Origin of the sequence: Bradyrhizobium sp. CIAT3101 (assembly GCF_029714945.1) — a bacterium.
In the GTDB taxonomy this organism is placed as follows: domain Bacteria; phylum Pseudomonadota; class Alphaproteobacteria; order Rhizobiales; family Xanthobacteraceae; genus Bradyrhizobium.
The window spans coordinates 5,719,468-5,733,455 of record NZ_CP121634.1; the positions used below are offsets into that span (position 1 = coordinate 5,719,468).

The following is a 13,988-nucleotide window of genomic DNA, read 5'->3' on the forward strand; positions in this document are numbered from 1 at the left end:
TCGACAGAGACGGAAGCTCGCTTGATCGTCATCGAACCAAACCGCGGACACGACTCTGGGCGATGTCGACACGTTTTGGTTCGCTCGGGCAACGCCGATTTTCATCGTGCGTTTTGACAAGACCCGCAGCTATTTCAGCCACTTGAACTGGTGGTTCAGTCACATAAGCGTGCACCGGCACGGCACGGAGCAGGATTAGACAAAGCGCGATCGCTTCAGGAAAGACGGCCGTACGGTACATCGATACGACCCGTAAAAACGCGGAAGAGGAAGCGATCGAGAGGCCAGGTCATGCTTGGAACAGCCGCAGGTGCTCATGCCCTACCCCGCCATACCATGAACGTGCGTGCCGATACGACAGGTCGCCCGCTCGTCCTGATCGTGGACGATGACGAAGAGGTTCGCTACGCGCTTCGGGAACTGCTGCTGTCAGTCGGCCTCGATGCGTGCTGCTTTGGCTCAACGCAGGAGTTGTTGCATGCCGATCTCGCGGAGCGGCCAGGCTGCCTGATCCTCGACGTTCGTATGCCCGGCGCGAGCGGTCTCGATCTCCAGCAACATCTCGTCGCGAGCGGCAACACCCGGCCGATCATTTTCCTCACGGGGCATGGCGACATCGCAATGACGGTCCAGGCGATGAAGGCGGGCGCCATCGACTTCCTGACCAAGCCCGTCAGGGATCAGGCGCTGCTTGATGCGGTCACCGCGGCGATCGAGAAGGATATCGCCCAACGAGCGGCGGCTCTTCGCGTCAGACAACACGTCGATCGCTACGCGAGATTGACCCCGCGCGAGCGCGAGGTGGTGCGCGAAGTGGTCAAGGGCCGCCTCAACAAGCAGATCGCATTCGATCTGGGCATCAGCGAGATCACCGTCAAGCTGCATCGCGGCAACGCGATGCGGAAACTGCAGGCCGGATCCGCCGGCGAACTGATCCGGATATGGGAATCCCTGCCTGCAGCACTTCGAGAGACGCAATCAGCCTAAACCAAAGGATAGGTACAACCCGGTGACCAACGGGCGGATGGTCATCTGGCCATGCCAGCGAGAACGCCCCTTTCGTTCAAAGCGCCCCTCGTCGCGGTCGTCGATGACGACGAGGCTGTACGAGAGGCGCTCTCCGAGCTCCTCCTTGTGTTGGGGCTTGCGTGCCAGACATTCGATCGAGTGGACGCTTTCATGGCCGAATATGTGCCCGATCGCTTCGACTGCTTGATTACCGACGTAAGCATGCCGGGCCGAAGCGGCCTCGAACTTCAGGAACGACTACGGGAACTTGGCTCACCAATGCCGGTCATCATCATCACCGCGGATACGAGTCCGTCCACGCGTGGGCGCGCCTTGAGCGCGGGCGCTTTTGCCTGTTTGACGAAACCGGTCAACGATGACGTCCTCTTTCACCACCTGCAATCCGCGCTGAACCGCGCAGGCAGCTCATGCGAAGACGAGCGACAGGACACGCCGTCAGATGAGTAATCTGTTCCAACGCGCGGCACCAGGCGATCATGGTTCGCCTCATGTCACGGAGCTCGCCGATCTCGCCTCCGAGAGCGTCATCGTAAGCGATGAACAAGGCGTCATCAGGTACTGGAATGCTGCCTCCGAAGTTCTTTACGGATGGCCCGCCATGGCAATGCTGGGGCGCCGCGTCCAGACCATAGGTTCCCTCGCTCACATCGGTACCGATCATTTCGACGCGCTGCTGCGCGAGGGACGATGGGAGGGAGTGGTTCGTCGGCGCGGGCTGACCGGAACGGATATTGTGGCCGCGGTGAGGCAAATCGTCAGGCGCGATGCGACCGGTGCATTCCTCGATATCGTGGAGTTCGGGCAAAACGCGGGCTCGCTCTCGCAGGCGGCTTACTTGCGCATGGACGCCGAACTGCAATCCTCGCTTGCCGCGTCCTGGGAGCTCGATACCTCGCCTGCACGTCCCCTGCTCGATGCGATCGCCGAACATCGACGTGGCGGCAACACCATCGATCTCCATCGGCACCCGGACTGGGTCGACGGACTGCTGACCGCAACCCGCATCCTGGCCGTCAACAATCGCGCGGTTCGCATGTTCGGCGCACATGCCGGCTACGAGCAGATGATCGGCCAACCGATCGCGGCATTCTGGCCGGCCGAGAGCCGCTCGCTGCTTGCGGCGATGCTGGAAAGTGTCGCGAGCGACCGCACGCGCCTTGAGACACGCAAGATGGTCTTGAGCGGAGCTCTGCGCAATCCCGTCGTCAAGGCTTGGCACTCGGCGGAGCCGAGTCCTCCCGACACCGTGTTCGTGACCATTAACGGCGCAACGAGCGATGAACGAACCACATGGGAATTGCAGGCGAGCGAGGATAGGTACCGCAGGCTCATCCAATACCTCCCGACCGCGCTTTGGCAGGTCGATTCCCGTCGCGCGGGCGAAGCCTTCGACGAGTTGAAGGCAAACGGTGTACGCGACATCGCCGGGCATCTCGCACGCAATCCGGATCTCGTCGAGCATGCCAAGGACGTCGTCCGAGTGACCGACGTCAACAGGGACGCCGTGTCGTTGTTTCGTGGCAGCAACGCCGCAGATCTCATTAAACCTGTCAGGTACATCTTTGCCGCCGCTCCCGGCCTTGCGGAACGCGTCATGGTCGCGCACTTCGAAGGTCGCCGCAATCTGATCGAGGAGACCAGGATACGTGCCTTCGACGGCTCGATCATCGACGTCTTGTTCACGGTAACCTATCCGGTTCCTCCCGAGCATTTGGACAACACCTTCATCACCATGCAGGACATCAGCGAGCGATTGAACGCCGAACAGCAGCTTCGAAAACTGCAATCCGACTTCTCGCATGCCGGGCGCATCGCAACGCTCGGAGAGCTCGCAACGTCGATTGCGCACGAGATCAATCAACCGCTTGCGGCGATCGTGACCAACGGCGAGACCAGCCTCAGATGGCTCGCACGTGCCGATCAAAACACGGAAAAAGTCGCGCAGCTCACCTCGCGAATCGTGTCGAACGCACGCCGTGCCAGCGACATCATTCATCGTATCCGCGGCATGGCGGCGAAGCACGAACCGGAGAAGCGCCTCATCGACCTGAACGAGGTGGCCGAGGAAGCGCTCTTGTTCATCCGCCATGACATCGATTCCAAGTCGATCGTCCTGTCCGCGAACTTTGGTGCCGACCTTCCCAGGGTCCTCGGCGACCGCATTCAGTTGCAGCAGGTGATCATCAACCTGCTGGTCAACAGCGTCCAGGCGATCGCGCAGTCGGGCGGGCCGACGCGCCGGATCGACATCGAAACGTCGATCGACGGCAACGGTGCGGTTGCCCTCTCCGTTATCGACGACGGGCCGGGCATTCCCACCGCGGATCTGGCGCGCGTCTTCGACAGCTTCTTCAGCACCAAGGATGCTGGGCTCGGCATCGGCCTGACCATCTGTCAGTCGATCATCACCGCGCATGGCGGCCGCATCGCGGGCACAAACCGGCCGAGTGGCGGCGCCCATTTCCACTTCACGGTCCCGGTGCCGGGGATGACCGGCGCCGATACAGGGTCGGCAAGGTCATAACCGGAGGCATGGCGTCGTTCGGTGAGCTTCCGCTTCGTTGCGCGCGATCACCCGAGCCCCGACCGCCCTATCCCAAGGTACAGGTGAATCTAGCCACCAAACCAGCGAGACCAGACCCACAGCACGATACCGTCACCCGCGGCTTTCCATCATCGTCGCGACCAAGGTGGAGGCAACCGTTCTGCCCATCGGGCCACGAACCCACCGATGAGCGGTGAGCGCAAGACCTTCCCAACACGAGCACACGCCATGAACGATCCGATCGTTGATCATCAAGAGGTTCTGCCGGTTGCGCCGGCGACGCCCGGCAAGGACTTCCCCACCTCTGATCGGCGCGCCGCCGATGCAGAGATGGCGCGTGTGCTCCACACCGCGCCGTTTCGCATGGCCTTGGACGCCTCGGGCGCCGGGATCGCCCACTGGAAGCACGAACCCTTGCACGACGTCGTCGAACCCATGAGCCACCATGTCATCATGGCCTACAACGGCGTGACGCAGCACATGGAGCGACGGTCAGGACGGTCGGTTGCGTCCGGAACGTTTCGTCCAGGCGTTGTGATCATCATTCCTGAAGGATCAAGCTCCCGGTGGGACATTCCGAAACCCGTGGACGTCGTTCAGCTCTATCTTCCGCACGCGACGCTGAAGCGGGTTGCCGACGAAGCAGCGACCGGCACACCGACCGATCTCCTGGAGCGCACGGCGCATCCCGATCCCATTACATCCCGGTTGCTTCTCAGCGCGGCCAGCGTGCTGGAGGGCAATCGGACGCTGGATGCGTTGTTCAGGCATCAACTGACGGACCTCCTGGCCACGCGTCTTTTGGCAGCTCATACGAGCTCGTCGACGACATTCCAGCCGGCCATAGGCGGCCTTGCGCCGAAGGTTTTGCTCCGCGCCATCGAACGCTTGCGCTCGGACAGCGATGCGGAGGTTTCGCTCGATGTTCTGGCTTCCGAAGCCGGGCTGTCGCGCTTCCACTTCTGCCGCTCGTTCAAGGAGAGCACCGGGCTTTCTCCGCTTGCCTGGTTGCGGCAACACCGGCTCGAGCAGGCCATGAACATGCTCCGGAACACGGAAACGTCGGTCGTGTCGGTCGCAATGGAGCTCGGCTATTCCTCCCAAACGGCCTTCGCGGCCGCGTTCAGGCGATTCACCGGGGAGACCCCCAGCGACTGGCGGCGAAGCGTGCGCTAGCGACGGCCTTCCTGCTGTTGATGAAATACCTCGGAAGGCGAGGACAGCTTCATGACCAGACCGATCCCGCGCGATCCCTTGGAGGCTTTGCTCGTCGCACCAGATACGGGCCACGATGACTCTCTACATGCCGAGCGGCGCCGCGCCGACGTGGAGATGGCCCGTGTCCTCAAGACCGCACCGCTCCAGATGGCTTCGGATCCCACCAACGGTGCCATCGCGCATTGGAAGCACGGGGCTCTGCACGACGTGGTCGAGCCTATGACCGATCACGTCATCATGACTTACCCCACAGGCGTTCAGCGCCTGGAGCGGCGCTCCGGAAAATCGGTTGCGATTGGAACGGCGCGTTCGGGTGTGGTGACGATCATTCCGGCCGGATCAAGCGCCCGGTGGGATATTCCCGGCTTCGTCGATGTGATCCAACTCTATCTTCCGCAGGCCGCGCTGCAACGCATCGCCCGTGAGGCCAACATGCCCGCTCCCGGCGATCTTCTGGAACGGACAGGGCATCCGGACCCTGTCGTATCGGGATTGCTGATGAGTGCGGCGGATGTGCTCGAGGGCAATGCGGCCCTGGATCACCTGTTCAGGCAGCAACTCACCGATCTTCTGGCCACGCGTATCCTGGCCGAGCACACCGGCGAGTCGTCCACGTTCGAGCTGGTCACGGGGGGACTGTCGCCCCACGCCCTACGGCGCGCGATCGAACGCCTGCGCTCGAACATTGATACCGACGTCTCTCTCGCGGTGCTCGCATCGGACGCCGGGCTCTCGCGCTTCCACTTCTGTCGTGCGTTTAAGGAAAGCACCGGGCTTTCGCCACATGCCTGGCTACGCCAGCAGCGGCTCGATCAGGCCATGAACATGCTGCGCGATACAGATGCCTCGATTGCGACGGTGGCCGCACAGCTTGGCTACGCTTCGCAAACTGCATTCGCCGCGGCGTTCAAGAAATTGACCGGTGAAAGTCCGAGCGATTGGCGACGACGCATGCGGTAGCAGCAATCGCTCTACAGGCACCGCAATCACGCTGGCGCAGTAGCAGCTACGATCCGGTAGACGATCAGGGTCCCCAACGTTTCCAACAGACGGAGACAAACGATGACCTCGAAGACCTTCGTCAGCCTCTTTGCAATCCCGCCGCGGCGACGGCTCGCCGCAACGACGATCTTGTATGGACTCTCCCTGGCGGTCCGCTTCACGTCCGCAACCGGCGAGGAAGTGGAGATTCCACCGCAGTCCCTGCAACGCATGAGCCCGGCGCTATCCATCATGGCCAACGATGATGCGCCTCTTCCCTACGCCAACTGGAGCGGCCGCAATGCCGCCGAGCCGCTCTTCTTTCGCCGCCGCTGGGCCGCATCGATGTCGAGCTGTCCCTCCCCTTAAGACCTGACACTTTCGCCTCACGTTTTCGCGTCGTCGACCACACGAGACCGCAAGCACAGCGGCAGCGGCGGCGCGTCCATGCCGGAAGACCAACCACAGGAGAAGACCACATGCGACTAGTTATCATCGGCGCCGGCTTCGCCGGCATGTACGCCGCACTTTCCGCTGCCCGCCTGCGCGATATCCAGGGCGTTTCCCCCGACGAACTCGAGATCGCGCTGGTTGCGCCGCAGCCGACGCTGGTGGTTCGCCCGCGGCTTTACGAAGCGAAACCGGAAACCCTGACTGCGCCTCTACTCGAGGTGCTCAAGTCCATCGACGTCGTCTACGTGCAGGGCAGCGCCGAAACGATCGATACCAAATCCCGCATGTTGCAGGTCTCGACCGCCGGGGGCACCCGAAAGACGCTATCCTACGACCGGCTGGTCGTCGCCACTGGCAGCCGGCTCTTCCGCCCGAATATTCCGGGCCTCGCCGAGCATGGCTTCAGCGTCGACTCGCTCGATGATGCGGTGGCCCTCGACAGGCATCTGCACGGCTTGGCCGAAAGGCCGGCAAGAAACGGTCGCGACACCGTTGTCGTTGCCGGCGGCGGTTTCACCGGCATCGAAGCTGCAACCGAGATGCCCAAGCGGCTTCGTGCGATCCTCGGCAAGGACGCGAAGCCACGCGTGATCATCGTCGAACGTAACAGTGCGGTCGCTCCCGACATGGGCACCGGCCCTCGTCCCGTCATTGAGAATGCGTTGCGCGAACTCGGCGTAGAGACCCGGGTCGGCGCTGGCGTCAGTGCGCTCGACGAGACCGGCGTCACGCTTTCGAGCGGCGAACGCATCGAGGCGGAAACCGTGGTCTGGGCCGCGGGCATTCGTGCCGCACCATTGACTCAACAGATTCCCGCGGAGCGCGACAATTCCGGCCGGCTGCTGGTTGATCGGGATCTGCGTGTGGCGTCGGTGCCCGGCGTCTTCGCCACCGGCGATGCCGCGAAGGCTGCGTGCGACGATGCCGGCAACTTTGCACTGATGTCCTGCCAGCACGCCACCCGAATGGGCGCCTTCGCCGGCAACAATGCCGCTGCCGAGCTCCTCGGCGTCCCGACCAAGCCGTACCACCAGAAAGCCTACGTCACATGCCTCGACCTCGGCGAAGCCGGCGCGGTCTTCACCCGCGGCTGGGAACGGAAGGTCGAGATCGTCGGCGACGTCGCCAAGAAGACCAAGCACGAGATCAACACCGTGTGGATCTACCCGCCGCGGGCCGAGCGGGCTGCCGCGCTCGCATCCGCCGATCCGGAGCACGTCACCGAGGTCTGAGACGCTCAAGAGATATGGCCGCGCTTCGGACGCAGAAGCGCGGCTCCCTCGCCATCGACCAAACTGGAGCCCCCCGATGAAACACGAGACCGTGCGCACGACGGCGTTCGCCATGCCGCTGACCAATCCGGCTTTTCCACCGGGCCCCTACCGCTTCGTCAACCGCGAATACTTCATCATCCAGTACCGGACGGATCCCGCGGCGCTGCGCCGGATCGTGCCGGCACCGCTCGAACTGACCGAACCGGTCGTGAACTACGAATTCATCCGCATGCCGGATTCAACAGGGTTCGGCGACTACACGGAGAGCGGCCAGGTCATTCCCGTATCCTACCAAGGTCAGGCCGGCAGCTTTACCCATCAGATGTTCCTCAATGACCATCCGCCCATCGCCGGCGGGCGGGAGCTGTGGGGATTTCCAAAGAAGCTGGCGCAGCCGAAACTCGCGGTCGAGATCGATACGCTGGTCGGCACCTTGAACTACGGCTCGGTTCGCATCGCGACCGGAACCATGGGTTACAAGCACCGCGCGCTCGACATCGAAGCCGAGGCCAGGAAGCTCACCGCGCCCAATTTCCTGCTCAAGATTATCCCACATGTCGATGGCTCGGCGCGCATCTGCGAGCTGGTCCGCTACCACCTCGAAGACATTACCGTCAAAGGCGCCTGGACGGGACCGGCGGCGCTGGACCTGTATTCGCATGCCCTGGCGCCCGTCACCGAACTTCCGGTCCTCGAAGTGCTGTCAGCCAAACACCTCGTGGCCGACTTGACGCTCGGTCTCGGCACCGTGGTCCACGACTACCTGTCGTCCGGAGCGGCCGTACGGCAATCCAGATCCGAAATCCTCATCGAGGCAAACGCCGGCTGATCAGATCAGCCGCAACGTCGGGAGATTCGAAATGCTTAAGGTCACGCGCGAGCAAACCATTCCTGTGCGGCAACAATCCAGGCCGCTGCCATATGATGTGGTTGCTCTGGTCCTGCAGGGTGGCGGAGCTCTCGGCGCCTATCAGGCCGGAGTCTACGAAGGCCTGCACGAAGCCGGCATCCGGCCAAACTGGCTGGCTGGAATTTCGATCGGGGCGCTCAACGCCGCCATCATCGCCGGCTCGCCCGAAAGCGAGCGCGTGCAGCGGCTGCGCGAGTTCTGGGAGACCATCTGCGCCTTTTCGATCGAATGGCCCGCAGGCGAAGGACTGGCCAATGCCTTGCCCTTTGCGTTCGACATCACCTCGATCCGCAACGCGTTGGCCGCAGCGAGGGCACTGGTCCAAGGCCAGCCCGGCTTCTTCAAGCCGCGCTTTCCCTCGCCACTCTGGTCGCCCTTCTCGGGTAACGCCGCAACCAGCTTTTACGATACGGCGCCTCTGCATCAGACATTGGAGCGGTTCGTCGATTTCGACCGGCTGAACTCGGGCGACGTGCGCGTCAGCGTCGGCGCGGTCAACGTCCGCACTGGCAACCTGACCTATTTCGACACCGCCGAGCGCCGGCTGGGACCGAAGCATTTCATGGCGTCCGGCGCGCTGCCACCAGGATTCCCCGCCGTCGAAATCGAAGGCGAGCACTATTGGGACGGCGGCGTGGTGTCGAACACGCCCCTCTCCCGCGTCCTGTCGGGCGAGCCTCGTGACACGCTGACGTTCCAGATCGATCTCTGGTCGGCCCGGGGCCGCGTTCCCTACGACATGATGGAGGTTTCGAGCCGGCAGAAGGACATCCAGTATTCGAGCCGCACCCGCACCGTGACGGATCAGGTGCTGCGGATGCAGAAGATGCGTCGGGCCTTGCAGCGAACTATCGAGAAGCTGCCGGAAGCTGCAAGAGGGGATCCGGAGATCCGCGACATCGCCGAGATGGCGCGCGAGCGCTCCTACAACATCGTTCACCTGATTTATCAGACCAAGATCCACGAAGGCCATTCGCGGGATTACGAATTTGGGCTGAGCGCGATGCGCGCGCATTGGCAAAGCGGGCTCGACGACATCCGCCGCACGCTGGCCGATCCGCACCGCCTGGACCCGCCGTCTCCCGAGCTCGGCATCGTCACCCATGACGTCCATCGTCGCGATTGAGATTCAGCGCCCCCAGCAGCTTCCGGAGAGAGCCATGTCGACCCTTTCTTACGCCTCCGAACAGAGGACCAAAGCCCGTCATGCTCCATCGCGTCAGGCGATCCGGCGCGCGGCAATCGCGTTCGCTGCCGCGCTCGGCGTGGCCGGAGCTACAGTCTACGGCCACTACTATGTCACCGCCGGTCGCTACCTGGAGACGACCGACGATGCCTATGTGAAAGCGGACTCCACGATCATCGCACCCAAAGTCTCCGGCCACATTGCGGAGGTTCTCGTCGCCGATAACCAGCCGGTAAAATCCGGCCAGGTCTTGGCGCGGATCGACGACCGCGATTTCAAGACCGCGCTGAAGCAAGCCCAGGCGGATGTCGCAGCATCCGAGGCTGCAGTCAAACACCTGAACGCACAGATCGAATTGCAGGAGCCGCTCATTCAACAACAGGCGGCCGAGGTCGATGCGACCGAGGCCAACCTGAAGTTCGCCCAGCAAGAGCGTGCCCGCTACGACGATCTCATGAAGTCGGGTGCGGGCACCATTCAACGGGCCCAGCAAACTGACGCAACGTTACGCTCGCAGATCGCACAATTGCAGCAGGGCAAGGCGGGATTGATCGCCGCCAACAAGAAGATCGAGGTGCTCTCGACCCAGCGGGCTCAGGCTCTCGCGCAGCTCGATCACGCTCATGCGCTGGAACAACAGGCGGCGCTGAACGTCTCCTATACGCGGATCACCGCGCCGGTCGACGGCACCGTCGGCGCGCGCACCCTGCGGGTCGGCCAATATGTCCAGGCGGGCACGCAGCTCATGGCAGTCGTTCCGCTCGACGCGGTCTACGTGGTCGCAAATTTCAAGGAGACCCAGCTCACTCACGTACGCAATGGACAGCCGGTCGAGCTGCGCGTCGACAGTTTCCATTCGACGAAGCTGAAAGGTCACGTCGATAGCCTGTCGCCGGCGAGCGGCCTGGAGTTCGCCCTGCTGCCGCCCGACAATGCGACCGGCAACTTCACCAAGATCGTGCAGCGCGTGCCGGTGAAGATCGTGCTCGACGACCAAAGCCTGAACGGCCTTCTGCGCCCGGGAATGTCGGCCGAGCCCACCGTCAATACCAAGTCTGCCGTTATCGCCGAGCGAGACGCCGAGAAGCGGCTTGCCTTGCGTAGCAACAAGCCCCGCGGCTGACCAAACCGTCCTCCCTCACACGTGAGCAGATCGCCATGACGACACTGCAAACCGCGATTGGCGCCCAGGCCGGTAGCGAACGTCAGCTACCGGCCACCACTCCCGCCGTCTCGGCAAAGACCTGGCTTGCGGTCAGCGGGGCCACGCTGGGCGCCTTCATGGCGGTGCTCAACATTCAGATCGTCAATGCCTCCCTTGCCAACATCCAGGGCGGGATCGGTGCGGGCATCGATGACGGCGGCTGGATCTCGACCTCGTACCTGATCGCCGAGATTGTCGTAATCCCCCTGAGCGGCTGGCTTGCCCAGGTGTTCTCGGTCCGCATCTATCTCCTCACCAACGCATTCCTGTTCCTGGCGTTTTCGGCGGCCTGCGCGCTCGCGCAGAACCTGCCGCAGATGATCGTGCTCCGCGCCGTACAGGGCTTTACCGGTGGGGTGCTAATTCCGATGGCGTTCACGCTCATCATTACGCTGCTGCCCAAGGCGAAGCAGCCGATTGGATTGGCGATGTTCGCGATCTCCGCGACCTTCGCGCCGGCCATTGGTCCGACCATCGGGGGCTATCTCACTGAAAATTTCGGCTGGGAGTACGTCTTCTACGTCAACATCGTCCCCGGCGCGATCATGATCACGATGCTCTATGCCTCGCTGGAAGCTGCGCCTATGCAGCTGCGCCTGTTACGGGAGGGCGATTGGGCCGGCATCGCCACGATGGCGATCGGACTTGCCGCGCTTCAGACCGTGCTGGAAGAAGGCAACAAGGACGACTGGTTCGGCTCGCCTTTCATCGTCCGGCTGGCAATCGTTGCTGTGGTTGCGTTGACTCTGTTCCTCGTCATCGAACTTGCCGCGAAGAAGCCGCTGCTCAACCTGCGCATCCTGTTCCGTCGCAATTTCGGCTTCGGCGTGCTCGCGAACTTTCTGCTCGGTGTGTCGCTGTACGGTTCCGTCTACGTCCTGCCGGTCTACCTGTCCCGCATCCAGGGCTACAACTCCGAGCAGATCGGCATGGTGCTGGCATGGACCGGCCTGCCACAGCTCGTGCTGATCCCGCTGGTGCCCCGCCTGATGCAGCGGCTCGATCCTCGCCTCGTGATCGGCGTCGGCTTTGTGCTGTTCGGCGGCTCCAATTTCTTGAATATCTACATGACCAACGACTATGCAGCCGATCAGCTATTTTGGCCGAACGTGATCCGCGCGCTTGGCCAGGCCCTCGTCTTTGCGCCGCTCTCGGCGGTCGCCACCAGCGGAATCGAGGCCGAGAACGCCGGATCGGCATCCGCTCTGTTCAACATGATGCGCAACCTTGGTGGCGCGATCGGCATTGCCGCGCTTCAGACGCTGCTGACCAAGCGGGAGCAATATCATTCCAACGTCCTGACGCAATCGGTCTCGATGTTCGAGCAAGCCACCCGCACTCGCCTCGATCAGCTCACGCAATATTTCATGAGCCATGGCGTTATCGACCGCATCGACGCCGTCCATCACGCCTATGTCGCGATCGGCAAGGTCGTTCAGAAGCAGGCCTTCATCCTCGCATTCAGCGACACCTTCTTTCTGCTCGGCGTCTCGCAGATCGTCGCCCTTCTCGCTGCGCTCATGCTGACAAAGCCCGGGCGTATCGAAGCCGGCGGCGGGCATTGATTTCACTCGTCCGCAACGACACCACAAAGAACGAAAGGAACTCCGATGTTGAAGAATAAGGTAGCGATCGTCACCGGCTCGACCAGTGGCATTGGGCTCGGGATCGCCAGAGAGTTGGCCAGGCTTCGCGCCACCATCGTCTTGAACGGCTTCGGCGACCCCGGCGAGATCGAAGCCATCCGCGCCGGGATCGAACGCGAACACGACGTGCGTGTCGTGTACGACGGCGCCGACATGTCGAAGGGCGATTCCGTGCGCCGCCTGATCGCGACCACGATCGAGACCTTCGGGCGCCTCGACATCCTCGTGAACAATGCCGGCATCCAGTTCACCGCGCCTGTGGAGGAATTTCCGCCCGCCAAGTGGCACGCGATCCTGGACATCAATCTGTCGGCTGCATTCCACGGCATCGCCGCCGCGGTGCCCCAGATGAAGAAGCAGCGCTGGGGCCGGATCGTCAACATCGCCTCGACCCACGGTCTCGTTGCGTCGACACACAAGGCGGCCTACGTCGCGGCCAAGCACGGCCTGGTCGGCCTGACCAAAGTGGTCGGCCTGGAGACCGCCGGCAGCGGCGTGACCTGCAACGCGGTCTGTCCCGGCTGGGTGCGGACACCTCTGGTCGAAAAGCAAATCAGCGACATGGCCGCGCAAAAGAACATCAGCCAACAGGACGCCGCCAGGGCGCTGTTGGGTGAGAAGCAACCGTCCTCCGAATTCGTCTCTCCGGAGCAGCTTGGAGGCACCGTGGCCTTCCTCTGTTCGCCTGCGGCAGACCAGATCACGGGCACCGCCATCGCGGTCGATGGCGGATGGACGGCACAGTAGCAGAAACAACCTAGCGCGAAAATGGAGCTCCTCATGGACGAAGAACGCAAAGTCGCAATCATCACCGGCGCGTCGCGGGGCATCGGCGAAGCCTTGGTGAGAGCGTATCGCGGCAGAAACTATCGCGTGATCGCGAACGCCCGCTCGATTGAGCCGTCATCCGATCCGGACATTCTCGCCGTCGCCGGCGACATCGGCGACCCCAGAACGGCAGAACACATTGTTCTCCGGGCGCTTGACCAATTTGGTCGGATCGACACGCTTGTCAACAACGCCGGCATCTTCATCGGAAAGCCGTTCATCGAATATACGGACGATGACTATGCCAGGATGCTGGCGATCAACCTCAACGGCTTTTTCCACATGACGCGACGCGCTACCGTGGAGATGCTGAGGCGCGGCTCCGGGCACATTGTGCAGATCACGAGCAGCCTGGACGAGAACGTCAGCAGCCAGGCGCCGTCAGCGTTGGCAGCCTTGACCAAGGGTGGTCTTAACGCGGCGACGAAGTCGCTTGCCGTCGAACTTGCAAGCAGGGGAATCCGTGTCAACGCGGTCGCACCAGGCGCGACCAAGACGTCGATGCACAGGCCAGAAATGTATGACCATCTCGGCAAGCAGCACCCGATTGGTCGGATGGGTGAGGTCCACGAGATCGTCGAGGCCGTGCTCTTCCTCGAAGGTGCCGACTTCGTCACCGGCGAAATCCTGCATGTCGACGGCGGACAAAGCGCGGGCTCCTGAAGGGTCTCTGTCGTCAGGCCGATATTCGGGACCAATCAGGGCTTGCAACCG

At 62.7% G+C, this 13,988-nt stretch carries 13 protein-coding genes; all 13 read left to right on the top strand.

Annotation, left to right across the window (positions count from 1 at the left end; genetic code table 11):
- Positions 1-336: 336 nt before the first annotated feature.
- Positions 337-987 carry a response regulator transcription factor gene (locus tag QA645_RS27190; protein WP_283053351.1) on the top strand — a complete coding sequence of 217 codons (651 nt, stop codon included), beginning with the start codon at positions 337-339 and terminating at the stop codon, positions 985-987.
- A 51-nt stretch (positions 988-1,038) separates the two neighbouring features.
- The gene (locus QA645_RS27195) at positions 1,039-1,476 is read left to right on the top strand and encodes a response regulator (RefSeq protein ID WP_283044592.1); all 438 of its coding nucleotides are present in this window, start codon (positions 1,039-1,041) and stop codon (positions 1,474-1,476) included.
- A complete protein-coding gene (locus QA645_RS27200) occupies positions 1,469-3,553 on the top strand; it encodes an ATP-binding protein (protein ID WP_283044593.1) in 2,085 nt (694 codons plus the stop codon). Before QA645_RS27195 ends, QA645_RS27200 begins: the two co-directional genes overlap by 8 nt.
- Before the next feature lie 249 nt (positions 3,554-3,802).
- The gene (locus QA645_RS27205; protein WP_283044594.1) at positions 3,803-4,750 is read left to right on the top strand and encodes an AraC family transcriptional regulator; all 948 of its coding nucleotides are present in this window, start codon (positions 3,803-3,805) and stop codon (positions 4,748-4,750) included.
- Between the two features lie 51 nt (positions 4,751-4,801).
- Positions 4,802-5,752: an AraC family transcriptional regulator gene (locus tag QA645_RS27210; RefSeq protein ID WP_283044595.1), complete on the top strand. Its 951-nt coding sequence runs from the start codon at positions 4,802-4,804 to the stop codon at positions 5,750-5,752.
- 102 nt (positions 5,753-5,854) lie between these two features.
- Entirely contained in the window at positions 5,855-6,142 is a 288-nt protein-coding gene (locus QA645_RS27215) for a hypothetical protein (RefSeq protein ID WP_283044596.1), read from the top strand.
- 110 nt (positions 6,143-6,252) lie between these two features.
- A complete protein-coding gene (locus QA645_RS27220) occupies positions 6,253-7,458 on the top strand; it encodes an NAD(P)/FAD-dependent oxidoreductase (protein WP_283044597.1) in 1,206 nt (401 codons plus the stop codon).
- A gap of 76 nt (positions 7,459-7,534) precedes the next feature.
- On the top strand, positions 7,535-8,329 hold the full coding sequence (locus QA645_RS27225) for an acetoacetate decarboxylase (RefSeq protein WP_283044598.1): 795 nt from the start codon (positions 7,535-7,537) through the stop codon (positions 8,327-8,329).
- 31 nt (positions 8,330-8,360) lie between these two features.
- Positions 8,361-9,536: a patatin-like phospholipase family protein gene (locus QA645_RS27230; RefSeq protein WP_283044599.1), complete on the top strand. Its 1,176-nt coding sequence runs from the start codon at positions 8,361-8,363 to the stop codon at positions 9,534-9,536.
- 34 nt (positions 9,537-9,570) lie between these two features.
- Complete coding sequence (locus QA645_RS27235; RefSeq protein ID WP_283053353.1) at positions 9,571-10,719, top strand: HlyD family secretion protein; 1,149 nt, start codon at positions 9,571-9,573, stop codon at positions 10,717-10,719.
- A gap of 35 nt (positions 10,720-10,754) precedes the next feature.
- Complete coding sequence (locus tag QA645_RS27240; protein ID WP_283044600.1) at positions 10,755-12,365, top strand: MDR family MFS transporter; 1,611 nt, start codon at positions 10,755-10,757, stop codon at positions 12,363-12,365.
- Positions 12,366-12,410: 45 nt separating this feature from the next.
- The gene (locus tag QA645_RS27245) at positions 12,411-13,193 is read left to right on the top strand and encodes a 3-hydroxybutyrate dehydrogenase (RefSeq protein ID WP_283044601.1); all 783 of its coding nucleotides are present in this window, start codon (positions 12,411-12,413) and stop codon (positions 13,191-13,193) included.
- 33 nt (positions 13,194-13,226) lie between these two features.
- Positions 13,227-13,937: an SDR family oxidoreductase gene (locus QA645_RS27250; RefSeq protein ID WP_283044602.1), complete on the top strand. Its 711-nt coding sequence runs from the start codon at positions 13,227-13,229 to the stop codon at positions 13,935-13,937.
- Positions 13,938-13,988: the final 51 nt, after the last annotated feature.